The organism is Tautonia rosea (genome assembly GCF_012958305.1).
GTDB classification, from domain to species: Bacteria; Planctomycetota; Planctomycetia; order Isosphaerales; family Isosphaeraceae; genus Tautonia; species Tautonia rosea.
In genome coordinates this window covers 378,746-403,746 of the sequence record NZ_JABBYO010000007.1, presented here as the reverse complement: position 1 = coordinate 403,746, position 25,001 = coordinate 378,746, and the positions used below count along the sequence as shown (strand labels likewise).

Annotated in this window: 15 protein-coding genes; 12 read left to right on the top strand and 3 right to left on the bottom strand. The window is 64.6% G+C overall.

All coding sequences use genetic code 11. The annotated features are described in order from the left end of the window. Positions 1–53 precede the first annotated feature (53 nt). Entirely contained in the window at positions 54–1,433 is a 1,380-nt protein-coding gene (locus tag HG800_RS14990) for a dipeptidase (RefSeq protein ID WP_169977432.1), read from the bottom strand. Between the two features lie 798 nt (positions 1,434–2,231). Between HG800_RS14990 and HG800_RS14985 the strand changes: the two genes are divergently transcribed. From HG800_RS14985 to HG800_RS14930, 12 genes are all read left to right on the top strand, one after another. Next, a complete protein-coding gene (locus HG800_RS14985) occupies positions 2,232–2,915 on the top strand; it encodes a hypothetical protein (protein WP_169977431.1) in 684 nt (227 codons plus the stop codon). A gap of 725 nt (positions 2,916–3,640) precedes the next feature. Next, positions 3,641–5,167, top strand: a complete 1,527-nt coding sequence (locus HG800_RS14980) for a hypothetical protein (RefSeq protein WP_169977430.1) — start codon at positions 3,641–3,643, stop codon at positions 5,165–5,167. A 206-nt stretch (positions 5,168–5,373) separates the two neighbouring features. Then, on the top strand, positions 5,374–6,444 hold the full coding sequence (gene rlmN / locus HG800_RS14975; RefSeq protein ID WP_169977429.1) for a 23S rRNA (adenine(2503)-C(2))-methyltransferase RlmN: 1,071 nt from the start codon (positions 5,374–5,376) through the stop codon (positions 6,442–6,444). Next, positions 6,441–7,235 carry an RNA polymerase sigma factor gene (locus HG800_RS14970; RefSeq protein WP_315852153.1) on the top strand — a complete coding sequence of 265 codons (795 nt, stop codon included), beginning with the start codon at positions 6,441–6,443 and terminating at the stop codon, positions 7,233–7,235. Before rlmN ends, HG800_RS14970 begins: the two co-directional genes overlap by 4 nt. 118 nt (positions 7,236–7,353) lie before the next feature. Beyond that, on the top strand, positions 7,354–8,136 hold the full coding sequence (locus HG800_RS14965; RefSeq protein ID WP_169977428.1) for a ComF family protein: 783 nt from the start codon (positions 7,354–7,356) through the stop codon (positions 8,134–8,136). Positions 8,137–8,139: 3 nt separating this feature from the next. Further along, complete coding sequence (gene hemC, locus HG800_RS14960) at positions 8,140–9,090, top strand: hydroxymethylbilane synthase (protein ID WP_169977427.1); 951 nt, start codon at positions 8,140–8,142, stop codon at positions 9,088–9,090. A 167-nt stretch (positions 9,091–9,257) separates the two neighbouring features. Then, entirely contained in the window at positions 9,258–11,612 is a 2,355-nt protein-coding gene (locus HG800_RS14955) for a hypothetical protein (protein ID WP_169977426.1), read from the top strand. Positions 11,613–11,840: 228 nt separating this feature from the next. Next, positions 11,841–13,871, top strand: a complete 2,031-nt coding sequence (locus HG800_RS14950; protein ID WP_169977425.1) for a M14 family metallopeptidase — start codon at positions 11,841–11,843, stop codon at positions 13,869–13,871. 4 nt (positions 13,872–13,875) lie between these two features. Next, positions 13,876–14,685 carry a DUF1963 domain-containing protein gene (locus tag HG800_RS14945; protein ID WP_169977424.1) on the top strand — a complete coding sequence of 270 codons (810 nt, stop codon included), beginning with the start codon at positions 13,876–13,878 and terminating at the stop codon, positions 14,683–14,685. Positions 14,686–14,755: 70 nt separating this feature from the next. Beyond that, complete coding sequence (locus HG800_RS14940) at positions 14,756–16,531, top strand: M14 family metallopeptidase (RefSeq protein WP_169977423.1); 1,776 nt, start codon at positions 14,756–14,758, stop codon at positions 16,529–16,531. Between the two features lie 334 nt (positions 16,532–16,865). After that, positions 16,866–17,390 carry a tetratricopeptide repeat protein gene (locus HG800_RS14935; protein ID WP_169977422.1) on the top strand — a complete coding sequence of 175 codons (525 nt, stop codon included), beginning with the start codon at positions 16,866–16,868 and terminating at the stop codon, positions 17,388–17,390. Between the two features lie 261 nt (positions 17,391–17,651). Continuing rightward, positions 17,652–20,198: an ATP-dependent Clp protease ATP-binding subunit gene (locus tag HG800_RS14930; RefSeq protein WP_169977421.1), complete on the top strand. Its 2,547-nt coding sequence runs from the start codon at positions 17,652–17,654 to the stop codon at positions 20,196–20,198. Positions 20,199–20,359: 161 nt separating this feature from the next. Here HG800_RS14930 and HG800_RS14925 read toward each other — a convergent pair whose 3' ends face one another. Together HG800_RS14925 and glgX are read right to left on the bottom strand one after the other, a co-directional pair. After that, positions 20,360–21,649 (bottom strand): heparin lyase I family protein, encoded by a 1,290-nt coding sequence (locus tag HG800_RS14925; protein ID WP_235963711.1) that lies wholly within the window; start codon positions 21,647–21,649, stop codon positions 20,360–20,362. A 1,107-nt stretch (positions 21,650–22,756) separates the two neighbouring features. Beyond that, positions 22,757–24,916, bottom strand: a complete 2,160-nt coding sequence (gene glgX / locus HG800_RS14920; RefSeq protein WP_169977419.1) for a glycogen debranching protein GlgX — start codon at positions 24,914–24,916, stop codon at positions 22,757–22,759. Positions 24,917–25,001 lie beyond the last annotated feature (85 nt).

Below are 25,001 nucleotides of genomic sequence, written 5' to 3'. Positions count from 1 at the left end.
GTCTTGCTGATCCTTGCAAACGCCTTGAACGCGTCGTTGACAGCGATCAAGCGTCACTTGGCGTTCGCCAGTTCCGCCATCAAATGTGCCGACGCCTTGATCCCCCGGTGAAAGTCGGCCAGCGAGAACTTCTCGTTCGGGCCGTGCAGGTTGTCGTCGTTCTGTCCCCAGCCGAGCAGGAGCGTATCGACCCCCAGGTGCTGCTTGATCAGACCCACGACCGGAATCGAGCCTCCTTCGCGGATCAAGACCGGCTTGGTGCCGAATCCAGCCTCGACCGCCTTCATGGCCGCCTCGACCCCCGGATTCCCCTTCGCCTCAACCAGGACCGAGGGCGCCCCGTGCATCGCCTTGAGCGTGTACGTCACCCCCGGCGGGCAGACCGTCTTCAGGTGGGCTTCCAGCAATTCGTGGACCCGTCCCGGAGTCTGATCGGGCACCAGGCGGAAGCTGAACTTCGCCCCGGCCAGTCGAGGTAACACCGTCTTCGGCCCGGGGCCGGAATATCCCCCCCAGATACCGTTGATGTCGCACGTCGGCCGCGCCCACTTCCGTTCCAGCGTCGAGTACCCGGCCTCGCCAAAGGCGTGCGGGACCGACAGATCCGCCCGGAACTCCTCCTCCGAGAACGGCAAGCTCGCGAACTCGGCCCGCTCCCAGTCTTCCAGAGGCCGGACATCATCGTAGAAACCGGGGATGGCAATCCGTCCCTCGGCGTCCTTCAAGCTTGCCAGGATCGTCGCCAGTGCATTCAGCGGGTTCTGCACCGCGCCGCCGAAGGTCCCCGAATGCAAGTCGCGGTTCGCCCCCTCGACAATCAACTCGAAGTACGCCAGCCCCTTCAACCCGTACGTGATCGCCGGCATGCCGGGAGCAAACTGGCTCGTGTCAGAGATCACCGCAAAGTCGCACGCCAGGCGATCCGGCTGCTCGGCCATCAAGGCTTCCAGATTCGCCCCGCCGACTTCCTCTTCCCCCTCGATCACGAACTTCACGTTGATCGGAAGCTCGCCAACCCCCTTGAGCCACCCCTCGGCCGCCTTCAGGTGCGTAAACATCTGCCCTTTGTCGTCGGTCGCCCCCCGAGCGTACAGGTTCCCGTTCTTCTCGGTCGGCTCGAACGGAGGAGTCAGCCACGGTTCGAGCGGCTCGGGAGGCTGCACATCATAGTGACCATAAACAAGGAGGGTCGGCTTGCCCGGAGCGTCGAGCTTCTGGCCGAAGACGATCGGGTGGCCGTTCGGAAACTCGATCAACTCGGCCTCGACCCCCATCCCCTTCAGATCGTCAAGCACAAACTGGGCCGCCCGTCTCGTGTCGTCATCGTGATTCGGCTGGGCGCTGACGCTCGGAATCCGGATCAGATCCTTGAGCTGCTCCTCAAATCGCTTGCCGTGCTCGGTCAGATAAGCGTCGACCCGTTCGATGGCCATCGGTCGCGTCCTTTTCGTCTCTCTCGGTGCAAGAATCCTCTCGGGCTTCGAGTCCCGGGAGGCAGGCAGGCAAGCTCAAGGCAGGCGGTGGACGAACCCTTCGCCCGGCATCGTCGCGAACGACGGGATTCAGAAAACGCTCATTGTATCGCCCGAGGCGTCGATCCGCGACGACCCGCCCGGCGAATCGATCGAGGCGCCCCAATCCCCCCAGCCTCGATCACCCCAACCCTGAAACATGCACTTCCCGACCGCCGGATCCTACGATCCTTCTGGGAAGAAACGTGCACACTCGGCCATCAAGGTGCGACTGTTCTGAACTTTGTACAAATTCCGCCGACCACCAATCGGGAACAAAATCGCCCAAAATTTGACTCAAGTCCAGCACGAATCAGACCGAGCGGCCCATCCACTCGCTCGGTGTTCCCAATTGGCACTGCGGTTGCATTCATCCCATTCTGTTCGGTGCCGAACTCAGCCATGCGGCGGAGCATCTCGATGAGTTTGCTCTTATCGGCCCGACCTCTGGGTCCCCTTCAATGAGATTTCATCACCGGGTCGGTTTTCGATCGTTCTGCATGGTATATATAGGAGAACGGCAATCGAGCGGTGCCAACGGGAGGGCGGCCGTTCCCGGGGAAAAGGGTCATACCGACCCACGTTCTTCGGAAGCGGCGCCGGGCAGGTGCACGGGATGGCTGGTTCGGGGCTCGCCCCCGAAGACTGCCCGGCTGACGCGGTCCGAGGTCGGTCCCGGATCCGTGAAGAATCCGGCTCGCGAGGAGGGGGACCCTACCGATGAGCTTTCTGCAACGATTTATTGAACGCGTGCTGCGAACCAATTCCACTCGCATGCCCCGAACCAGCTTTGACGACCTGAGCCAGGAAGAGCTTGATGCTCACCTCCAGGTCGGACGTTACGGCCAATTCGCGCTGACCGATGCCATCCGGCCCTCCTTCGGCCTGGAGATCATCCCTCGCGAAGGGTATCGCCGCGACCTGTACCGCGACCCCGAGAGCGGCAACACCATGCCCGTGCTCGCCGCCTCGGTCTCGTCCGAGTCGCTCTTCGACGTCTTCATGGACCTGCTCGGCCCCCTCGGTGAGGAGGTCGACGTCGTCATGGAGTCGAGCCACGAAAGCGAACCCGGCTGCCACGCCGACCTCTACCGCGAGCACATGGACACCGTCATCCTCCAGAGCACCCTCTACGACTACGAGGACCTGCTCCTGCATGACGGCTGCACCGGCATCGCCGCGCTCAACCCCGACGGACCGATGGAGGTCCAGTTCGACGAGCACAAGCTCCTCTTCGTTTACGCCCACGACCTTGAGCCCTTCGAGCAAATCCTCAAGGATCACGGCCTGAAGCGCGACGATACCATCAAGTTCATCTCCGAGGCCGAACACCTCCACTCCACCGACGACGTCTACCGCGAGCAGTTCGACGAACTCCGCTACCGACTCGGCATCGACGTCTGATCCCTTCCCCGACTTCGACCTCCTCCGCCTTCCCCCTCGGGCGGGACGCTCATCCCGGCGTCCCGTCCGTTTTGCATTCCTGGCCCTCGCGCAGGCAGGTTGCCTCACGCCTCAACATGAAACCTTCGCTTCTTGCGAACCGGACGTATTGAGCATCGTTCTCGTCTCCGACAAGACGACTCTGAGCCGCATTCTCACGGGTGTTTCTGCGATCAGGGAACCGTTGCGGTCGCAAACGCAGCCCCGAGTGCCATCGGCATCCTCTCACCCAAGAACTCCGACCGCCCCCCTGCCAGCAGCGACACCGATCGAGGATGCTCCCCTCGAAAGGAAATCCAGTGGCCCCCGCCGAAGTGACCACGGATCAGACACGCCAGCCGTGACCAGGGACATTGCGCTCTGGAGATCAATTCACCCGCTTCCAGAATTGTCCTTCCCCAGCTCAACTCGTGGCGTTCACCCTCGCCGCATCGATTCCCGACGCCAATCGAGGCCGTACAACCATCAACCCTGGGAAAAAGTGACTGCACCTATCTCTCTTTCCCGATGCTATCAATGACGATTCGTTCAATCCTGCGCGAACTGTTCCTTTGGTTGTTGCCCCCCCCGCATGCGTGTTCGACATCTTGATTCAAACCCAACACCGAAGATCCCGAACCAATCACAGCAACGCAACTTCTTGAATCCACACTTCCAGAATCCACACCCTTTGGAAATGCTCCATCATGGCCAAGCCCCTTTCTTCCAAGCAGCTCGACGCCAATCGCCGCAACGCCCGCAACTCGACCGGCCCGAAAACCGTTGAAGGCAAGGCCCGCTCCCGACGCAACGGCCTGACCCACGGACTGGCCGCTCAGGTCGTCGTTCCTGATGACTTCGGGCTCGACCTCGAGCGTGCCCTGCAACGCTGGGAACGCGAGGCCGGTCCCGACAACGTCGTCGAGCAGCACCTCGTCCGACGCGCCGCGGTCGCCTCCGTCACGCTCGATCGCCTCGACAACGCCCGCGAGTCCACCCGCCTCGACTCGGCCCGCGACGCCGTTCAATCCTGGGAACGACGACGCCAGGCCCGCGCCCGTCGCAAAGGGCAAAACCTTCCCCGCGACCCCGTCGGCACCGTCGCCGACCTCGAAGCCACCGCCTTCGGCTGCGACTGGCTCATCCGCCAGTGGGACCAGCTCGACGCCCCCCTGCGGCTCGGCAATGCCTGGACCGTGAAGACCCTGCTCCGCGCCCAGCTGTTGCTCGGCCTGCCCGCCGAGCACCCCGGCCCCGACGCCGAGGACCCCGTCCGACGCCTCTGGCTCTTGGCCTCGATCCTGGCTCCCACCCGACTCGCCCCGCTGCCCCTTCGCGGCGACGACCCTCCCCTGCCCTCCGATCCCGCCACCGCCCGCCAGGCGCTCCGCCTCCTGATCGCCGAGCAGATCGACCGGCTCTCCTCCCTCCGCGCCGAGGCCTGGGACGCGGTCGAAGGCCCCGAGTACCAGGCCCTGCTCGTCCGCTCCTCGGCCGCCGACACCTCAAGCGACGGCCAGCTTCGCCACCGCTACGCCCGCGACGCCGACCGCTCCTGCAACGCCGCCGTGCGGCTCTACCTGAACCTCCGCGACCGCCGCCGCCGCGAACTGCTCGCGATCGCCCGCGAGGCCCGCCAGTGCGACACCCCCCGCGCCCCCGTCGGCTTCGGCTGGTGGCGTGAACCCGACAGCGCCCCCGCCCCCCCCGGCTTCACCCGCATCCTCCCCGACCTCGACCCCGCTCCCCGCTCGCCTGGCGAGGAGACCAGCACTCAACCCGCTCCCCCGCTCGCAGGCGAACGGGTGGCCGCCAGGCCGGGTGAGGGAGCCCTCGCCCCAACGTTCCACGAAGGTCACCCCGATCCAACCTCCGGCTTTACGCCCACTTACGCATTCTATTCGCCCTCTTACGCCCATCCCAATCCTCTTCCTCCCTCCGCGACGCCTGCTCCCGGCGAGGGTTCATGGTCTTCACCTCGGGAGCTCTCGTTGCATCAGCCCCCCAATCGTCACGCGGATCGGTCCGCTCACGTGCCCCTCGAACCTGATTCTGAGCCTCATCGCTCGCCCGGCACGACGCGACGGAGCGAACCCATTTCTCCCCCCCCCCCGCCGCTCCCGACTTACACCACAACTCAAACCCAAATCGACACTTACAAGACAAATCCAATTCTCTCCCTCCCGGCGACGATCAGCGCACCGATCCCCTTCCCGACCGCCAATCGCCGGTGAAACCGCCTGGGGATCGAGCGAACGCCGACCCTGGTCGACCGCCGCGACCAGGCCGAACCTCCCCCTGACCGACTCCCCGCGCTCAACCGGATACCTTCCGAGCCGGGTCCAGCCGACGTCCCACCTTCTCGCCGAGCCTTTGCCGTGCGATAATCCAGGCAACGTTCCCGAGTTCCGCGCCCTGCGAGTTGTCCCAGCGAGTCCCCATGAAACGCCCCCTGCTCGACGCCTCCACCGCCGACCTCAGCGCCTGGATGACCGACCGCGGCCACCCGACCTACCGGGCCCGCCAGGTCGTGCGCTGGGTGTTCGACCGCAGAGCCGAGTCGTTCGAGACCATGAGCGACCTGCCCAAGGGCTTGCGATCCGAACTCGACGCCGAGTGGACCGTCTTCGGGACCGAGATCGCCCACCAGCACGTCTCGCCCGATGGCACCGACAAGCTCCTGCTCCGCTGCCAGGACGGACGGACGATCGAATGCGTCCTCATGGCCGAGTCCGACCGTCGGACCGTCTGCATCAGCTCTCAGGTCGGCTGCGGTATGGGCTGCGTCTTCTGCGCCAGCGGCTTGAAAGGGGTCGAGCGGAACCTGACGACGGCCGAGATCCTGGAACAGGTTCTCCGCCTGCGAAACCTCCTTCCGCCCAACGACCGCCTGACGAATCTTGTTGTCATGGGCATGGGAGAAAGTCTGGCCAATCTTGACCACCTGATCCCGGCCCTCGACCGCCTCTGCTCTCCCGAGGGGTTGAACTTCGGCCAGCGCCGGGTCACGATCTCAACCGTCGGCCTGCCCGAGAAAATGCGAAAGCTGGCCGAGCTGGACCGCCAGTACCATCTGGCCGTCTCCTTGCACGCCCCGACGCCGGAGCTGCGCGACCTGTTGGTGCCGATCAATGCTCGGGTCGGACTGGATGCCGTGATGGACGCCGCCGACGCCTATTTCCATCGGAGCGGCCGCCAGGTGACCTTCGAGTACGTCTTGCTGGCCGACCTGAACGACCGTCCCGAGCATGCCGAGGCGCTCGGCAAGCTCTTGAGCGGCCGTAAGGCTCACGTCAATCTGATCCCGTACAATCCGGTTGCCGGCCTGCCCTATCAGCGGCCGTCAGGCGAGGCGGTGCGCCGCTTCGAGCGGATCGTCCGCGATCGAGGGGTCAGCGTCAGTGTTCGCAAAACCAAGGGCCGCGAGATCGACGCCGCGTGCGGCCAGCTTCGCCGACGTTTGCAGCCCGAATCGCCTCGTCCCAGCCTGGTGACCCTGAGCCCGTCGTGACTCGCCCCGACCCGCCCGCCCGCCGGCTCAATGGGCCTGGCGAGCTGGCAAGGTCGGCTCGTTCTGGATTTCGGATGGCCCCAAGGGGCCTTTGGCTCTCCCTTCACCGCGACCGGACCTTCGGAGGGACCGACCCCGTGGCATCCAACGGCGGCCCGACCCAGCCCCAGGCCCTTGAACAGCAGCTCCTGGCCCGAGATCCCGACACGCGCCTGATGCTCCAGGTCCGAGACGACGTGCAAGGAGCGTTTGAAGTCCTCGTCCGACGCTACCAGGACCGTCTGATCGCCGTGCTCACCCACCTGGTCGGCGACGCGAGCGACGCCGAGGATCTGGCCCAGGAGGTCTTTCTCCGCATCTATCGCGCCCGAAAGGGGTACAAGCCGCAAGCCAAGTTCTCGACCTGGCTCTTTACCATCGCCAACAATCTGGCCCTCAACCACCTCCGCGGCAAGGGCCGACGCCCGGCCGGGTCGCTCGACACCGGCACCGACAGCCGGCCCAGCCTGCCCGCTTCGGAACGCGTGGCCGCCCCTGGCGGAACCGCCTCGGGCCAGCTTCGCCAGTCAGAGCTGGGCGAGGTCGTTCGTGAGGCTGTCGGCACCCTCGGCGACGACCAACGTCTGGCCGTCCTGCTCAACAAGTTCGAGGAGATGAGCTACGCCGAAATCGCCGCCGTCATGAACCGTTCTGAGGCCGCGGTGAAGTCTCTCCTTGCCCGAGCCCGCATGGAGCTCCGTTCCCAGCTCGAACCGTACCTCCGCTCCGGCGATCGCCCGGCTTCCTCCTGATCCCCGCACCGCTCGAAAACCCAGAACAGGTTGGAAATCCGGGGTCGGTCCTCGGAGCCTGTTGCGAAGGCAAGACCACGAGCCTGGCCCTCTCGATCCCTGTCGGAGCCGCGTTGCGATGGACGATCGAACCCGACTGCCGATCAACCTGCCAGGGTCTCGAATCGTCCCCCGCCGACTCACCGAAGCGGTTGGCGATCTGGCCTTTCCGGGCGATTGCCTGATCTGCGACTCCTGGATCGAGGACGCTCGCGCCGGGCTCTGCCTCGACTGCCGCGACGAGTTGTTCGACGCCGCCGGCCCGGCCTGCCAGCGTTGCGCCCTGCCGGTCGGGCCGTTCGCTGACCGGGCCTCCGGATGTGGAGACTGCTCGGGCCGTCGATACGGGTTCGATGCCGCCGTGGCGATCGGGCCGTACGAGGGGCCAATCCGCCACCTTTGCCTCCGTCTGAAATCGGTTCGAGGGGCCTGGCTTGCTCCCCGGCTCATCGACGTGCTGGCCGAAGCTCGGGCCGAGGAACTGGCCAACGCTGAGGCTCGGGCCGTCGTCCCGGTCCCGCTGCACCCCTGGAGACGCCTGCGACGTCGGTACAATCAGTCGGAGGCACTGGCCCAGGCCCTCGCCCACCGGCTCGGCCTGCCGATGGTCCGGGCCTTGCGACGCGTAAGACCGACCTCGGCCCTCTGGCGTGTCGGCCGGGTCGAGCGGCACCGGCAAATGCAGGGGGTCTTCCAGACCAACCAGAAGTCCCTGGAGGCGATCCTCGGCGTGCCGGTCTTGCTGGTCGATGACATCCTGACGACCGGCGCCACCTGCTCCGCCGCCAGTCGGGCCTTGAAGCGAGCAGGTGTCGGCCCAGTGATGGCCGTCGTAATCGGTCGGGTCGAAGGGAAAGGGTGAGCGATGGACGGGGCATCGGTGGTACGAATCGGAACACGAGGCAGCGCCCTGGCCCGCTGGCAGGCCGAGTGGGTCGCCGATCGCCTGAGAGCGGCTCACCCCGGCCTGGTCGTTGAGCTCATCGAGATCCGGACCCGAGGCGACCGCGACCGCAACTCTCCCCTGGCCCAGATCGCCGGCGGCTCCTCCGGCACCGGCCTGTTCACGAAGGAGATCCAGCGGGCCTTACTCGATGGTGAGGTGGAACTCGCCGTCCACAGCCTCAAGGACCTTCCCACCCGAGGCCCCGACGCGTTGACGCTCGGCGCGATCCCCGAACGCGAAGACCCGGCTGATGCCCTCATTGCCCCTCGCCACCAGACCCTCAACGCCCTTCCCAAAGGCGCGACCGTCGGCACCGGATCGCTCCGTCGGCAAGCGATGCTCCGCCACGCCCGGCCCGATCTGAACGTCATCGGCATCCGGGGGAACGTTGAGACGAGGCTGGCAAAGGCCACAAGCGGCGAGCTGGACGCGGTCGTCTTGGCCGCCTCAGGCCTCCACCGCCTGGGGCTTGAGGGGCAGATCACCCAGCGGCTCGGCCCTCCGAGCTTCCTGCCGGCCGTCGGTCAGGGGGCGCTCGGCATCGAGTGCCGGAGCGACGACGAGACAACCCTGGCCGTGCTGGCCCCCCTCGATCATCTTGCCACCCGACGCGCCGTGCTGGCCGAACGAGCCTGCCTGGCCGAGCTGGAAGGAGGCTGCATGGTCCCCCTCGCCGCCTGGGGCCGGGAAGTCGATGGCGACGCCCTGGCCCTCGATGTCAGCGTCTTCGACCCCGACGGCCGGGAACGGCTCGACGCCTCGCGGACCGGCCCAAGGGACGATCCCGAAGGACTCGCCCTGCAGGTCGCCGCCGACCTGCGAGCCCTCGGAGCCGATCGCCTGCTGCATGCGGCCCGTCCCGAATCGTGACGTAACCCATTCCCCTGTCTTAACAAAGGAGCCAACGCCCGAAACCTCCCTGGACGATCTGGGGCATCTTGACCATCATGCCCGCTCGGACGAACGAGACGCGGAGGCGTCGTCCGGGGAGCCCCGTTGCCGGGCTCCCGGACCGAACCGAGGGAGCGGTCAGGACTTTGGAAGCCGAACGACGCGGCGATGATCCGGCGCTTGATGCCGGGCCGACGGCTCCCAACGCGGGAGGCCGGACGGTCTCGACGAGGCGACTACGGTGGGTGGCGGTGGCAGGCCTGGTGGCTCTGATCGCCGTGACCAGCCTGGCCGTTGCCCGGGTCAATGGCTGGTTCGTCCCCCCTTACCTCCTGTTGATGGCCTGGATTCTGCTTGGCCCCCGCGGCGGATCCCGCGGCGCGGCTGACTCCGGAGCGAGCCTGCCGACCGCCGACCGGTTGATCCCCCCTCCAGAACCCTCGGCCAGGCCAGATTCGACCCCGACGTCCGCCCCCGAGCGTTCGAAACCGCGAGGCCGCTTCGGCTTCCGACGCCGGGTCGACCCCGCCCAGGCCGAGCCGGTCCCTGAGCTCTCGACCCCTGCCTCACCTGCCGATCCGAAGGAGGCCCAACCGTCCGCCGTCCGAGGCTGGTTCGCTCGCCGGAAGCAAGCCGTCACCCTTGACGATCCTGAGCCGACGACCGAAGGATCAGCCGAAGCCCCTGAATCGCCCGAGTCCTCGGTCGAGTCCGCGACCCTGACCACTCCTCCGAAGACCCGCCGACGGCGCCGCAAGAAGGTCGAGCCAACGCCCGAACCGCCGACTGAGGTTGCCTGGGTCCGCGTTGGCCCGAACCAGTTCGTCCGGCAGGAGACCCCGCTTTCCCCCGAACCGAACCCCGATCTGAACGCCTCGCCAGACGATTCCTCAGTGACGGATGGCTCGATCCCGATCGAGTCGAGGAGCCTCGACGCCCCGAGTCTTGATCCCGAGCCGCCTCCCCTACCTGCCGCTCCCGATCCCTCGGCCCTCACCGAAGCGCCGCCAGAGGAAGCCCTTGAGGCTCAGCACGCCGACGTTCCCGATCCCGAGACGCTCCCGGAACCCGAACCGGCCCCGCTTGAAGCCCTCACCCTCGACAAGCCTCACTCCCCCGACACTGACACCTTCGATCGCCTTGACGAGCCCGATGATCCCAAACCCAAGGGAGGAGACCCTGAGTCCGATTCGTTCCACGCCCTCGATCCCCAGGAGGATCACTCCCCTCAGGACACCCCGGACGATGACGACGCCCAGGCCGAACTGTCTGGCCAGGAGATCGACGACATCCCGGACGATCTGGATGAGACCGATCCCGAGGAGGACGACGACGAGGACGACGACCTCCCGCCCGATGACGACGATCCCGAGAACGACGACCTCCCGCCCGACGATGATCCCGACGAGGCGATCGGTGACCAATGGGACTCGGATGAGGTTGACGACGACGACGAGGACCAGGAGTCGCCCGCGGTTGGAGCCGAGGACCCCAACGCCCTCGGTCCCGACAACCTCCAGGACGAGGAGCACTGGAACGACCTCGACTCCGAGACTCATCTCGAACACGACGACCGTCCACTTGACGAGAACGAGTCCAGTGACTGGAGCAACGCCAACGACGAGGACGACGATTGGAGCGACGAGGACGACGAGGATCGCTGGGGAGCCAGCGCCGCAGAACTGGCCGAGTCCATCGTGGGTGACGCCTACCGATCTCCCGAGCCACCTCCCCCCGAGCCGTCCCCTTCAACGCCACCCTCGGCTTTCATCGAGCCGGATCAGGGAGGAATCGTCGGCTATGGCCAGGACTTACAAAGCTATCTTAACGATTTGATCAACATGTCTGGTGGCGTTGGGGTCACACCCGCTCCGACCGCGCCGCCGCCGCCGATGGCCCCGTATCGACCTGCTCCTCCCCTGGTTCCCGAGCCGTCCGGCCCCGAGTTTCCGACCCCCCGAGAACCGGAAGCCGCCTCGTCCGAAAGCGAACGAACCAGCGCTTCCGATGATGACGACGACGCGGCAGGGTCAACCACTCCACCCGACCGACGCGAACCTGATCCCGAGGCGATCGCCTCTGTTGATCGATCCGACCCGGAACACCGCCCCCCAGACGACCCGCACCGCATCGGCCACGACCTTGCCCCGTCGAATCCGGACGAGGCGATCGGTTTGCCCCTCCTGAGACCGGGCACCCGCCTGACGATTGCCCCGGTTGAAGACCAAGGGGCTTCTTCCGAACTCGCAGACGACAGGAACCCACATCCTCAGAGTTGTGAAACCTCCACATCCTCGCACCACGATCGACCGTCCTGCTCCCGCGACCCTCATCTGCCCAGAGCCCCACCAGATCGGACGCATGACCGTATCCCGATCGGTTCGGGAACCTCGTCCACCCCAAACGACCGCCGGACTTGCAGATTCGATCGGCTCGGCCGCGACCCGACGCTGAACGAAGCTGAACGCCCTGGACGGTCTCCGGCGACACTCTCGACGTGACACGCCCTCGGCCGCGACCCGAGATGCGAGTGCGTCGGTCGGTCGCCCTTCGGGATTGGGCGGCCTCGGGGAGACCTCGCGAATCTCCCCTTGAGGCCGCCCGGTCCGTCCTGTTCGATCCTCGCGACTCTCAGGGCTGGTTCCCACGCGGTCGTCCGGGTAGAGTCTGTCTCCGAACTCGTTCGTTTCACCGACGATCGACCGCATTTGCCCCTGAGAGAACGCACCGTGATCACCCAACGGATCGGAGCGCCTCTGACGCTCCTGCTACTCGTGCTCGTCGTCTTCTCGGTGTCTGGCCCGAGCCGGGCCGACGACCTTCCTGCGTTGTCGCTTGTGCCGGAAGGGTATCTCGACGCCGACAGCCTGACGACTCGCCTTCAAGACCTGGCCGAGGCCCATCCCGATGCCCTGGCCGTGCGGTCGATCGCCGAGTCGAGGGAAGGTCGGAACGTCTGGCTTGTGACCCTGGGGGTCCGCCCCGACGAGGAAAAGGACGAGGCCCATCGACCGCCGGCCGTCTTGATCGTCGGCAACCTGGAGGGGGATCATCTGGTCGGAAGCCAGGTCGCGCTCGGCTTGATCGAGCGGCTGGCCGATCCGGATGAGGAGGACGAGGCGATCGCGCGCTTGCTCGATCGGTACACGGTTTACGTCGTCCCTCGGCTGAACCCGGACGGAGCCGAGCGGCTGTTTGAAACCCCTCGGCAGGGGATCCGAACGAACCTGACCCCGACCGACGAGGACCGCGACGGCTCGTCCGACGAGGACGGCCCGGACGACGTGAACGGCGATGGCCTGATCCTTCGGATGAGGGTCAAGGACGCCGAGGCGACGCTCGTCCCTGACCCGGACGACCCGCGCATCCTTCGACCCGCCAAGGCGGCCGACGGCGAGCGGGCCGTGTATTCCGAAACCGACGAGGGGACCGACCTCGACGGGGACGGTGAGCGGAACGATGACCCGATCGGCGGCGTGAATCTCAACCGCAACTGGCCCCACAACTGGACCGAGCTGAACGACCAAACCGGTTACAGTCCCGCCAGCGAGCCGGAGGTGCGCGGTCTGATCCAGTTCTGCTACGACCACCCCGAGATCAGCGTCGTCTGGACCTATACCTTGCACGACTCGCTCCGGACCGAGCCGAAGAAGCCCGAGACGAAGCTGGCCGACGCCGACCTGCCGTACTTCGTCGCCCTTTCGAAGGCATATCGCGATGTAATCGCCCCGCCGAAGGACGGCGAGGAACCGAAGCAAGACGAGGAGCCGACGGAGGAGTCCAAGGCCGAGACACCGGACGAGGGCGCCGATCCGGCCCCGATCCCCGACGGTGCCGACCCGCTGGCCGGCTTGCCGGAAGGCCTTCGCAACCGAGTGCTCGAAGCCTTCGAGGCCCTTCCGGAGGATGAGCAAACTCGGTTGATGTCAGACTTCGAGAATGCATCTCCCCTGAAACGGGCCGGGATGCTCGCCCAGTTCATCGCCAGTCTCAACGAAGATCCAGAGGAGCCGGAACCTTCAAAGGACGCGAAGACAACGAGCGGAGGGCTGACGCCGAACAACGCTTCGGCCCTTGGAGCGACGACCGACGGCGCGATGAGTGAGTGGGCCTATCATCACTTTGGAACCGTGGCGATCGCCTCATCCCTCTGGCCCGGCCCGACCTTGCCGGAACCAGCGGAGGGGGAGGAGAAACCCCCGACCGACGTTGAGAAACGCTGGCTGTATTGGAACGACACCGTGATGGGCGGTCGCGCCTTCAAGGGCTTCGAGGAGGTCGAGCACCCAACGCTCGGCACCGTCGAGATCGGCGGCTGGCTGCCTGGCGTGCGGGTGAACCCTCCGATCGAGGAGGTGGAGGCGATCACCGAGGCTCAGTACCGCTTCCTCAACGACGTGGCCGAACGAATGACGATGCTAGAGATCGTCGATACAAAGGCCGAGCCGCGCGGCGGTGGCGTGTTCGAGGTGTCGGCCCGCGTTGAGAATCCGGGGTACTTCCCGACGGCGCTGGCGCAGGGAGTGACGACCCGCCAGGCGGCCCCGGTGGTCGTGCGTCCGGTGCTGGGCGAGGCGAAGCTCCTTGGCGGACCGGTCGTCGATCGGATCAACCGCCTTGCCGGTTCGGGAGACTCGCAGGAGTACCGCTGGCTGATCCTGGCTCCCGAAGGAGTGGATACGATCGCGATCGAGGCGTCGTCACCCAGGGCAGGGAAGGCGGTGGCAGAGGTCGAACTGCCTCGCGAACCCCGGAGGTGATCCGATGGAACTCGAAGCGTTGCTCCAGCGGCTCGGCCCCTGGTTCGATCGCCATCGGCGCCTCGCGTGGCGGCCGATCACCGAAACGTGCGACAGCCCGATGCCGTGCTCGAAGTTCTCGGGCATACCCTGGGTCCCCGAGGGGGAGGAATGGCCCCGTTGCGCGCACTGCGGCGAGCCGATTGCCCTGTTCCTGCAACTGGACCTGAGCCAACTGCCGGAGGGGAAGGCCGAGCCGTCCGGCTCGGGGCTCTTGCAATTCTTCTATTGCGTCAACACTGCGCCGGACTGTGTACAGGAGTGCGATGGATGGTCCCATTTCTCAGACGCCCATCTGATCCGGATCATCCGGCCGGACGGGCCGGCCCGGCAGGAACTAACGCCCCGGTTCGAGTCGACCTTGCCTGCTCGCGTCATCACGGGTTGGGAGCCAATCGACGACTTTCCCCACGCCGAGGAATTCGGATCCCTGGGGCTTTCGATTCGCTTCGATGACCCGTCGTCGAGAACCTATGATCGGATCACGATCGAATGCCCGGAGGTCGGGCTGCTCGAATCGAATCTCCCGGTGGCGTACTGGAGCGACCCGGGCCTGAATCGCTGCGCCGAGAGAGACAAGCTGGGCGGCTGGCCCTTCTGGATCCAGTCAGCCGAGTATCCCAACTGCCTGACGTGCGGACGCCGCATGGAACTGGTCTTCCAGATCGATTCGGAAGACAACCTCGCGTTCATGTTCGGCGACGTGGGGTGCGGCCACCTGACCCAGTGCCCGGATCACCCGGACATGCTGGCCTTCGGCTGGGCATGCGGCTGACTCGGAAGACCGACCCATTCGTTCTCATTCACTTATCCTGATTTCTTTCACCACTTGCGGCTCGACCTTCATGAGACACCTGATCCTGATTGCCATCGTGCTGACCGGAAACGTCCTGGCCTTCCGATGTTGCCGGGCCGACGAGGCGTCGAGCCCGTACTTCGAGCCGAAGGTGCAGCTGGCGTTCAATCGGCTGTACGACTATCCCGAGTTGGTCGAGGCAATGCGGGCGTTGGTGGAGGGGCATCCGGAGTTGCTCTCGATGGCGTCGGCCGGTAAGAGCTTCGAGGGTCGGGACCTCTGGTACATCACGATCAACAACCCGGAAACGGGTCCAGATACGAGCAAGCCGGCATTCTATTGCGAGGGGAACATCCACGGCAACGAGGTGCAGGCGGCGGAGGCGTGCCTGTACATGGTCTGGTATCTGGCGGAGAACTACGGCAGGCTTGACCGCGTAACCGAGATGGTCGATCAACGGGCCTTTTATGTGGTTCCGACGGTGAATCCTGATGGCCGCGCCTGGTGGTTCAACGGACCGAACACGACGAATAGCTCACGAAGCGGCAAGGCACCGACCGATGACGACCGCGACGGCTTGCTCGACGAGGATGGATATGATGATTTGAACGGGGACGGGCAGATCACCCAGATGCGCCGCAAGAGCCCGGACGGACCGTACGTCGTGTCTCCCTTGGATCCGAGAGCCTTGGTGCCGATTCGCCCGGACCAGGAGGTTCGGAGCGACCGCTACGAACTGCTTGGCAACGAGGGGATCGACAACGACGGCGACGGTCGGGTGAACGAGGACACGCCGGGCGGCTACGACATGAATCGCAACTGGCCGGCCGACTGGCAGCCGAACCACATTCAGGGCGGGGCGGGTCCGTATCCGCTCTGCTGGCCGGAAACCCGAGCGATTGCGGAATTCATTTTGGAGCGGCCGAATATTGCCGGGGTGCAGTCGTACCACAACGCCGGGGGGATGATTCTGCGAGGGCCGGCCCACCCGAGCCGGGAATCGGAGTATCCGCGCGAGGACGAGACTCTGGCCCGGACCATTGGCGAGGTCGGGTCGCGGCTCCTGCCGTTTTATCGGAACTGGATCATTTACAAGGATCTGTACGCGGTGCGCGGCGGGTTTGTGAACTGGACGTACGAGCATCTCGGCATCTTCTCGTACACGAATGAGCTGTGGAATAATTCGCAGTTGCTCGGCCCGAGCCCGGAAGGGGGGTCAGCCCTAGAGCAGGCGCTCGCTGCGACCGGTCAGGAGGCACAACTGTTTGCGAACGATCGCCTGATGCTGGGGGCGAACTTCGTGGAGTGGGCGCCGTTTGATCATCCGACGTATGGACCGATCGAGATTGGCGGCTTCGTGAAGGAGTCGCAGCGGGTGCCGCCGCCGTTCATGATGGAGGAGTTGTGCCACCGGAACTCGGCATTCGTGCTCTATCACGCCGATCAGATGCCGTTGCTGAGGTGGGCGGATGTGGAGGTCGAGGCGATCGGCGAGGGGGTGTATCAGATCACGGCCGAGGTCGAGAACACCCGAGTGCTGCCGACCCGGTCGGCCCAGGCGAGGAGACGGAACATCGGCCTGCCGGATCGGGCGACGATCTCGGGAGACGAGCTGACGGTGCTGGGAGGCGGTCGGTTGCTTGACCGGGACTTTGGGAGACTCGATCCGGTTGAGCACACTCCGGAGCGGGTCACGCTGCCAGATGGCGTGAGCGGGCGGTCGATCGAACGGGTTCGCTGGTTCGTACAGGGTTCGGGCGAGGCAACGATCCGGTTCGAGGCGGAGAAAGGGGGAACGCTGGAAATGACCGTGACGTTGGAGTGACGAGGGCCAGGACATTCCCAAACCGTCGGGAAGGGGGGGGCGTTGGCGCGATTGCCAGGCGTGGCGTTCGAGCAGGGAACCCCCTCACCCGGCCTGCGGCCACCCTCTCCCCCGCGAGCGGGGGCGAGGGTTTGGGGGGGCTGGCCCACTCGCCAGGACAGGAGGCGTCCGGCTCCCTCGCGATCGGAGGAAAGGATTGATGGAGACGGGCCAACGGAAGCGCGGTTGCCTGGATGAAGAGGATTCGCTAGACTTCCAATCGTACTAAAAGGGAAGCATCCGGGGTTCTCGGAAGGATCGGGGACTCGGGGATCGAGTCGGAAGGAGCCGAACCATGCCCAGGCGGTTCTGGATTGCGGCGTTGAGCCTGTGGCCGGGCTTGCCGCAGGTCTGGTCGGGGCAAGAGGTCATGGGATTGATCCTGGCGAGCGTCTTCGCCGGGACGTTAAACCTGGCGATTGTCACGCACCTGATCTGGACCGAGGCGGTACCGCCAGCCCTGACAACCTTCGTGACCGCCCTGGCCGTGGGCACCTGGCTGGCGAGCCTGGCGTACACGCTCTGGTGGGTCTGGCGATGCCACCCGGAACGGTATCGGGCGGAGATCGAACGGTTGTACCGTGAGGCGACCGAACATTACCTCCGCGGGCGCTGGAACGACGCAAGGCGGCGGTTCGAGCAAATTCTGACGATGGACGAAACCGACGCTGACGTGTACATGCACCTGGGGACCTTGTTCGTGCGGATTGATCAGCCGGACGAGGCGCGGCGGGCGTTTCGCCAGTGTTTGGAGCTGGAAGGGGGTACGAAATGGGGGTGGGAAATCCGCCGAGCCCTGGACCAGATGGACGAGTCATGACCGGAGGAGGGCCCCGGAGCGGCCCGAATCCACCCCGCAGAGGTTGAAAAGCGGGGGACGACTGCCGACAATTGGCAGTAAGAACAGTCATCGGCACCGGAGCGGGGCCTCGGGCCGACTGTCGGATCGCGGGAAGCGTCCCGCGGGCCGGTCCGAACCGATTGGCAGAACAAGCGGTCGCACCGCGTCGTAACACCCGTGAGGATGCCCCGGACCGGTGCGGCCCCGGCCGGGCCGGACAGCCGTCGGAGTCGATCGCTGATGTACGAACGTTTCACCGACCGTGCTCGGAAGGTGATGCAGCTGGCCAATCAGGAGGCCCAGCGCTTCAACCACGAGTACGTCGGCACTGAGCATGTGCTGCTGGGCCTGGTCAAGGAGGGCAGCGGGGTCGCGGCCAATGTGCTGAAGAACCTCGACGTCGACCTGAGGAAGATCCGGGTCGAGGTGGAGAAAATCGTTCAATCCGGTCCGGACATGGTCACGATGGGGAAGCTTCCCCAGACCCCCCGTGCCAAGAAGGTTATCGAATACGCCATCGAAGAGGCCCGGAATCTCAATCACAACTACGTCGGGACGGAGCACTTGCTGCTTGGCCTGCTGCGTGAGCAGGAGGGCGTGGCCGCTCAGGTCTTGATGAACCTGGGCTTGAAGCTCGAGGAAGTCCGCGAGGAGGTACTCAACTTGCTCGGTCACGGGATGGACGCAGGCGGCGAAGCAGAACGCGGTGGCGGCGGCGCCGCGGCCAAGGGCGGCAAGTCGAAGACTCCCGCTCTGGATAGCTTCGGGCGAGACCTTACCGAGCTGGCCCGTCAAGGGAAGCTCGACCCGGTCATCGGCCGCCAGAATGAAATCGAGCGAGTGGTTCAGATCCTCTCGCGCCGCCAGAAAAACAACCCGGTGCTGCTCGGCGAGGCCGGCGTCGGCAAGACGGCGATCGTCGAAGGGCTGGCCCAGCTCATCGTTGACGCCAACGTGCCGGAACTGCTCCGCGACCGTCGGATCGTCGTGCTCGACCTGGCGATGATGGTCGCCGGGACGAAGTATCGCGGCCAGTTCGAGGAGCGGATCAAGGCCGTTATGAACGAGGTCCGCCGGGCCAAGAACACGATTTTGTTCATCGACGAGTTGCACACGCTCGTCGGGGCCGGCGGGGCCGAAGGGGCGATCGACGCCTCGAACGTGTTGAAGCCGGCGCTGGCCCGAGGCGAGGTGCAGTGCATCGGCGCCACGACGCTCGACGAGTACCGCAAGTACATCGAGAAGGACGGGGCCCTTGACCGTCGCTTCCAGATGGTTGTGGTCAACCCGCCGAGCAAGAGCGAGGCTCTGGAGATTCTCCGAGGCCTACGCGACCGCTACGAGGCGCACCACCGGGTGCAGATCACCGACGAGGCGCTCGAAGCCGCCGTCGAGATGTCGGATCGCTACATCTCCGGCCGTTGCCTGCCGGACAAGGCGATCGACGTGATCGACGAGGCCGGGGCACGCGTCCGCCTGAAGGCGATGACCCGTCCGCCCGACCTGAAAGAGCTGGACGAGCAGATCGAACGGCTGAACCAGGACAAGGAAGAGGCCGTCGCCAACCAGGACTTCGAGCGGGCCGCGGCCCTGCGCGACCAGGCCGACAAGCTGAAGAAGAAGAAGGAAACGATCACCCGCGAATGGCGGGAAAAGGCCAAGGAAGTGGACGGCACGGTGGACGAGGAAGTCGTCGCCGAGGTCGTCTCGAAGATGACCGGCGTGCCGCTCACCCGCCTGGAGGCCGAGGAAACCGAACGCCTCGTCCGGATGGAAGAGGAGCTGCAGAAGAAGGTCATCAGCCAGCGCGAGGCGGTCAAGCGGATCAGCCAGGCCGTGCGCCGCAGCCGGGCCGGCTTGAAGGATCCGAAGCGGCCGATCGGCAGCTTCATCTTCGCCGGGCCGACGGGCGTCGGGAAAACGTTGCTGGCCAAGAGTCTGGCCGAATTCATGTTCGGCGAGGCTGAGGCGCTGATTCAGATCGACATGTCCGAGTACATGGAGAAGCACAACGTCAGCCGATTGATCGGTGCTCCTCCGGGCTATGTCGGGTATGAAGAGGGTGGCCAGTTGACGGAGAAGATCCGCCGGCGGCCGTACTCGGTGGTCCTGCTCGATGAAATCGAGAAGGCCCATCCCGATGTGTTCAACATGCTCTTGCAGATCATGGAAGAAGGCCGCCTGACCGACAACGTCGGCCGGGTCGTCGACTTCAAGAACACGATCATCATCATGACCACGAACGCGGGCGTCGAGGCCACCTCGCAGTCGAACGTCCTCGGCTTCGGTCGGAACATGGACGACCCGAGCAACTACGAGGAAATGAAGGAGCGGCTGAAGGTCGCCATCGAGAAGTACTTCCGCCCTGAGTTCCTCAACCGTCTGGACGACATCATCGTCTTCCACAACCTGACGCGAGAGGACCTGAAGCACATCATCGACATCGAGCTGACGAAGGTCCGCCAGCGCCTGGCCGACCGGGGCTTGCGGCTCATCCTCACCGAGGAGTCGAAGGATTACATCATCGACAAGGGCTTTAACCCTGATTACGGTGCCCGACCGCTTCGCCGAGCGATCGAGAACATGATCGAGGACCCGATGTCCGAGTCGATCCTTCGGGGCGAGTTCAAGGGCAAGGACACCCTGACCGTCACCGTCGGCGATACCGAAGACGGTCCCAAGCTCGTCTTCGAGGCCACCTCCAAGAGCGAGGAAGAACTGGCCGGTGCCGGCTCGGCCTCCTCAGGCGAAGGTCAGCCGAGCGGAGATGAAGGCGGATCGGAGTAAATCCCCTCAACGCCCTGGGGATCCGTGCCAAACCGAAACGGGGTGGAGTTGCGCTCCACCCCGTTTTTTTGAGGGCTGAACACGGAGGGTCTCGACGAGGAAAACCTCTGCGTCTTCAGAGAGCCCGTCGCTCGTGACCGGTCGGAACCCTGAACGCCTGCTTAATTCCCGCCGGGCCCGATCCTATCGGCCGCGATTCGAACGTTGCGGGTGTACCGGACGCTGGGAGTTGGAGACCACGGCGTGGTCGAGGGTGCCGCACCATAGAACTTCATGTAGGTTTCCACGACGTTGTGATCAGGGTGGCGCGTCCAGGGAACGGTTTGCTCAACGGCAAGCTCACCATCAATCCAGACCTTGATGGTTGTCGGCCCCGTGGTCCACTTGTAGTACATCTCGACATCGAACCACCTGCCGACGGGTAAAGGAATCGTCGAGAGTGCACTGGTCGGATTGCCAGTAGACCCGGAATGCCATTTCAGATTGAAACGCATCGAGCCATCCTTCGTCAGGAACATGCCGGGCGAAGTATGCCATCGGTTCGATCCGTTCGGGCCGACTGAATGCCAATCCCAGAGGCTGATCCATGGCGTGCCACGCCCGTTCGCGCTGAGGGCCTCGGGGAAGTACCACTCCTGGGCGATATACACCCCCTCTTCGCTTTTCGCTTGCTCCGCAAAGACTGGATTCTTAAAGCTCCAGATGCCTGCCTGCGATCTGCCGACCTTCGGCCCGAAGACGGCGAAGTGGCGCATTGCGAAGCCGGGGCCGCCGGCCGGGTCCGGCACCCTGGAGATGTTCGCGCCGTTGGCGTCATCCGGTTCGACGGCCTTGCCATCGTACTGGGTGAACAACCCGCTAAATCCCCAGGGGCGCTGCCCCTCCTGGATGTCGTCTGCCCAGAGGATGGGAGTGGGCTGTGCCGTTTCTCGGACGGGGAGGTAGGGGCGGGAGCCCCAATGAGTCGGCCACCATCTGACCTCTTGATGCAGCGGGCCGAGGAGATTGACCCACGCCCTCCGATTCGAGCTCGATACATCGCTGGCCCAGGATCCGAAGAGGCCGAAGCGTACCACAGGCATGGGGTAGGGATACCCTTCCAGCCTGGCGACCTCCACGAGGGCCTCGTACAGACCGTGTTGTCGGGCGGTGCGGAGTTCGGCGATGGTCGGTATCCGCCAGTTCGTATGGCCAGAGGCGTATTTGGTCGCCTCGAAGTCGCGAAGGCCCGTGGTCGTCACCCAATGGAACTTCCCCTTGAGCAAGATCTGCCCATAAGGCGGCGGAAGCAACGCCTCACCCGCTGGCCAGGCAAGGCCAGTCTCGCTGTCGATCACCACGTACTGGTCGGGGTGGTAGTCGAACCATGCGCCAACCGGGATCGGCTCGTCGGATCGGACCTCGCACGCTGTCCAGGTCAGACAGACAACCATCGCGAGACAACACTTCATGGGTGACAACGGGGATGCTCCTGATGTGTCCTGCTGGGGAATTCAGAGAGATGTGTTCGACCTCGGCTCGGAAGCTCCTCCCGGGCGAGTCGGGCACGACAGTAACGTAGCTCAGCGCCTCGTGTCCAGAGACCGAATCGGCAATTCTAGGCAAGTGGACACCGTGATGCATCAACGACCTCCTTGATGCCAGAATGGCGAGATCCTTGCCATCACACCCCCTCTCATGACGGTTTTTTCGGGAGTTTCCCACTCAGTCGCTGCCCGACCCTGCGTCCCTCAGAGGCATAGCCGATCAGACGAGCGATCCCACGCCGAAGCACCCATCCAGCATTCTTAGGCGTCATACTGCGATTTTCGGGAGGCTTGTCCGCCCCCCTGCCCCATCGCGAGGAATTCAGGGCATTCAGACCCTCGTCGACGGTCATGAGGGTTGCACGGATCGCCGCGCGCAGGTGCTCGCGACCAAGCGAGGAAGCGCGGGCCGTCGCCGGTTCGCGGCCTCGCCGGGTCCGAATCAGCCTGTCGACGAGCGAGGATTCAGACACCCAACGACGGTGATGAACGACGCCTCGGATGACGAGGCCAGCTTTCGGGCAGGACGATTGCGTTCAAGCGGAACGAGTCATTGAGTTCAACGGAGCCAACACTCACCGTCAGAACGATCTCCTTGTGGAAGACGGAGGGAATCTCCCGGCCTTTTGCATGACGTCAGTCCAGCCGGAGAGGCCACCGGCCTCGAAGAAACCTCAGAGTATCTATTATCGGGCAAGTGTTACGATAATGAATATTATATTATTTATGTGATAAATTTTATATTTTAACTGAATTATTATCGTATTTGTGTATTCGAGGGGTGATTCTCGACGATTCCAATGGGATCGAGGCGGCAACTGGCCACGATCGTGCCTGAAAAAGCGATGAATGAGATCACAGTTGACCGAACCTGCCAGGGTGCTCCCAACGACGAACGGACGAACGGAGAGGGGAATTCCAGGGGGCCGGGTCGCTGTCGGCTCGGGGTGGGGCTGAAGGCGTGGCGACCTGGAGGCCGAGGCCACTGGCGCGTGGTCCCGCCGGCTGATCCAGGTCGCCCTCAGCGGCTTGTTACTCGGAATTCAACGGAGCGAGGAAGTCGGCGGGGGTTTCGTCGCGGTTTCGGAGGCGGAGCAGGACGACGGAGCGGCCCTTGAGGTCGTAGGGATGGCCCTGTTCGAAGGTTTCGGAGGCGGGGTCGGCGTCGGCAGTGTCGAGGAGAACTTCCCAGATTCGTTCGGGCTGGTGTTCGGGAAGGATGAAGGGGACTGGTTCCCAGTGGGCATTAAACAGGGTGAGGACGGTTTCGCTGACGATCGGCTCGCCGCGTTCGTCGACCTCGCCGATGGCGTCGCCGGCGAGCCTCATGCCGATGCAGCGCACGAAGCCGGCCTCCCAGGCTTCGTCTCCCATTTCCTGCCCGGAGGGGTCGAGCCAGGAGATGTCCTTGACGTCTTTGCCGCGAATCGACCGACCCTTGAAGAAGTTGCGGCGCTGGAAGACCGGGAACGCTCGCCAGATGTGACTGACCTTGCGAACGAAGTCGAGGAACTCGCGCCGCTCGTCGTCGAGGTTCCAGTCGAGCCAGCTGATTTCACTATCCTGACAGTAGGTGTTGTTGTTGCCCCCCTGGGTGTGCATGATCTCGTCGCCGGCGAGCATCATGGGAACGCCCTGAGAGAAGAACAGGGTGGCGATGAAATTGCGCATTTGCTGAGCACGGAGGGCCTTGATCTCGGGGTCGTCGGTGGGACCTTCGACACCGCAGTTCCAGGAGCGATTATCATCGGCACCGTCGCGGTTGTCTTCGAGATTGGCCTCGTTGTGCTTCGCGTTGTAGGAGACGAGGTCGCGGAGGGAGAAGCCGTCGTGGCAAGTGATGAAGTTGACGCTGGCGTAGGGCTTGCGGCCGTCGTCCTGGTAAAGGTCGCTGGAGCCGGCGAGGCGGGTGGCCAGTTCGTTGGCGGTGCATTCCTGGCCGCGCCAGAAGTCGCGGATCTCGTCGCGGTAGATGCCGTTCCACTCGGCCCAACCGGGGGGAAAGTTGCCGACCATGTAGCCGCCGGGGCCGACATCCCAGGGTTCGGCGATGAGCTTGACCTGCGAGAGAACCGGGTCCTGGTGGATGATGTCGAAGAATGAGCCGAGGCGGTTGACCTCGTAAAGCTCTCGGGCCAGGGTGCTGGCCAGGTCGAACCGAAAGCCGTCGACATGCATCTCGATGACCCAGTAGCGGAGGCTATCCATGATCATCTGCAAGACGCGGGGGTGCGACATGTTGGGCACGTTGCCGCAGCCGGTGAAGTCCATGTAGTAGCGGGGGTCCTCGGGCGAGAGCATGTAGTATGCGGCGTTATCAACGCCTCGCCAGGAGAGGGTCGGGCCGTTCTGATTCCCCTCGGCGGTGTGGTTGTAGACGACGTCGAGGATGACCTCGATCCCGGCCGAGTGCAGGCCGCGGACCATGCTCTTGAACTGTTGAACGGCGTCGAGGGCGGGATGTTCTCCGGCATACGAGATGTGGGGGGCGAAGAAGGAGAGGGTGCTGTAGCCCCAGTAGTTGACCAGTCCTTTGTCTTCGAGATAACGGTCGTCGGCGTGGTGGTGGACGGGCAAGAGTTCGATGGCGGTAACGCCCAGATCGGTCAGGTGGCGGAGGATCGGTTCGGTGGCGACACCGAGGTAGGTCCCTCGCATGTGCTCGGGAACCTCAGGATGTCGCATGGTCAGCCCCTTGACGTGCGCCTCGTAAAAGAGGGTCTTGTGCCAGGGAGTTTTGGGGGGGCGATCGTCTCCCCAGGTGAAGGAGGAGTCAATGACCTGGGCCAGCGGGGCAAACGGGGCACTGTCTCGATCATCGAAGGCGAGGTCGTCCTGGCCAATCGGATAGCCGAAAAGGGAGTCGTCCCACTTCAAGCGGCGGCCGATGAGCTTGGCGTAAGGGTCGAGCACCAGCTTGTTCGGATTGAAGCGGTGTCCGTTGGCCGGGTCGTGGGGTCCGTGGACCCGATAGCCGTAGAGTTGTCCGGGCATCAGGTCGGGAAGGTAGGCATGCCAGACCAGGTCGGTGCACTCGGCCAGAGGAATCCGAAGGAATTCGCGCTCGGCGTCGACCGAGTCGAACAGACAGAGTTCAACCTTGGTCGCGTTTTCGGAGAAGAGGGCGAAATTGACTCCGGTGCCGTCCCAGGTGGCACCAAGGGGGTAGGGTTGTCCCGGCCAAACTCTCATCGGTGGGTTCCGTTCGTGTTGATGGGGAAAAACCGGGTTCCGACCGTCTTGGAACGTGTCGGAATGTGCTCAAGCTTGAAGCGAA

What these genes read in the sequence shown, in the direction of transcription:
- HG800_RS14945 (WP_169977424.1), top strand. Translation starts at nt 13,876, where the DNA reads ATGGAACTCGAAGCGTTGCTCCAGCGGCTCGGCCCCTGGTTCGATCGC.
- HG800_RS14930 (WP_169977421.1), top strand. Translation starts at nt 17,652, where the DNA reads ATGTACGAACGTTTCACCGACCGTGCTCGGAAGGTGATGCAGCTGGCC.
- HG800_RS14940 (WP_169977423.1), top strand. Translation starts at nt 14,756, where the DNA reads ATGAGACACCTGATCCTGATTGCCATCGTGCTGACCGGAAACGTCCTG.
- rlmN (WP_169977429.1), top strand. Translation starts at nt 5,374, where the DNA reads ATGAAACGCCCCCTGCTCGACGCCTCCACCGCCGACCTCAGCGCCTGG.
- HG800_RS14965 (WP_169977428.1), top strand. Translation starts at nt 7,354, where the DNA reads ATGGACGATCGAACCCGACTGCCGATCAACCTGCCAGGGTCTCGAATC.
- HG800_RS14985 (WP_169977431.1), top strand. Translation starts at nt 2,232, where the DNA reads ATGAGCTTTCTGCAACGATTTATTGAACGCGTGCTGCGAACCAATTCC.
- HG800_RS14935 (WP_169977422.1), top strand. Translation starts at nt 16,866, where the DNA reads ATGCCCAGGCGGTTCTGGATTGCGGCGTTGAGCCTGTGGCCGGGCTTG.
- HG800_RS14990 (WP_169977432.1), bottom strand. Translation starts at nt 1,433, where the DNA reads ATGGCCATCGAACGGGTCGACGCTTATCTGACCGAGCACGGCAAGCGA.
- HG800_RS14980 (WP_169977430.1), top strand. Translation starts at nt 3,641, where the DNA reads ATGGCCAAGCCCCTTTCTTCCAAGCAGCTCGACGCCAATCGCCGCAAC.
- HG800_RS14925 (WP_235963711.1), bottom strand. Translation starts at nt 21,649, where the DNA reads ATGAAGTGTTGTCTCGCGATGGTTGTCTGTCTGACCTGGACAGCGTGC.
- hemC (WP_169977427.1), top strand. Translation starts at nt 8,140, where the DNA reads ATGGACGGGGCATCGGTGGTACGAATCGGAACACGAGGCAGCGCCCTG.
- glgX (WP_169977419.1), bottom strand. Translation starts at nt 24,916, where the DNA reads ATGAGAGTTTGGCCGGGACAACCCTACCCCCTTGGTGCCACCTGGGAC.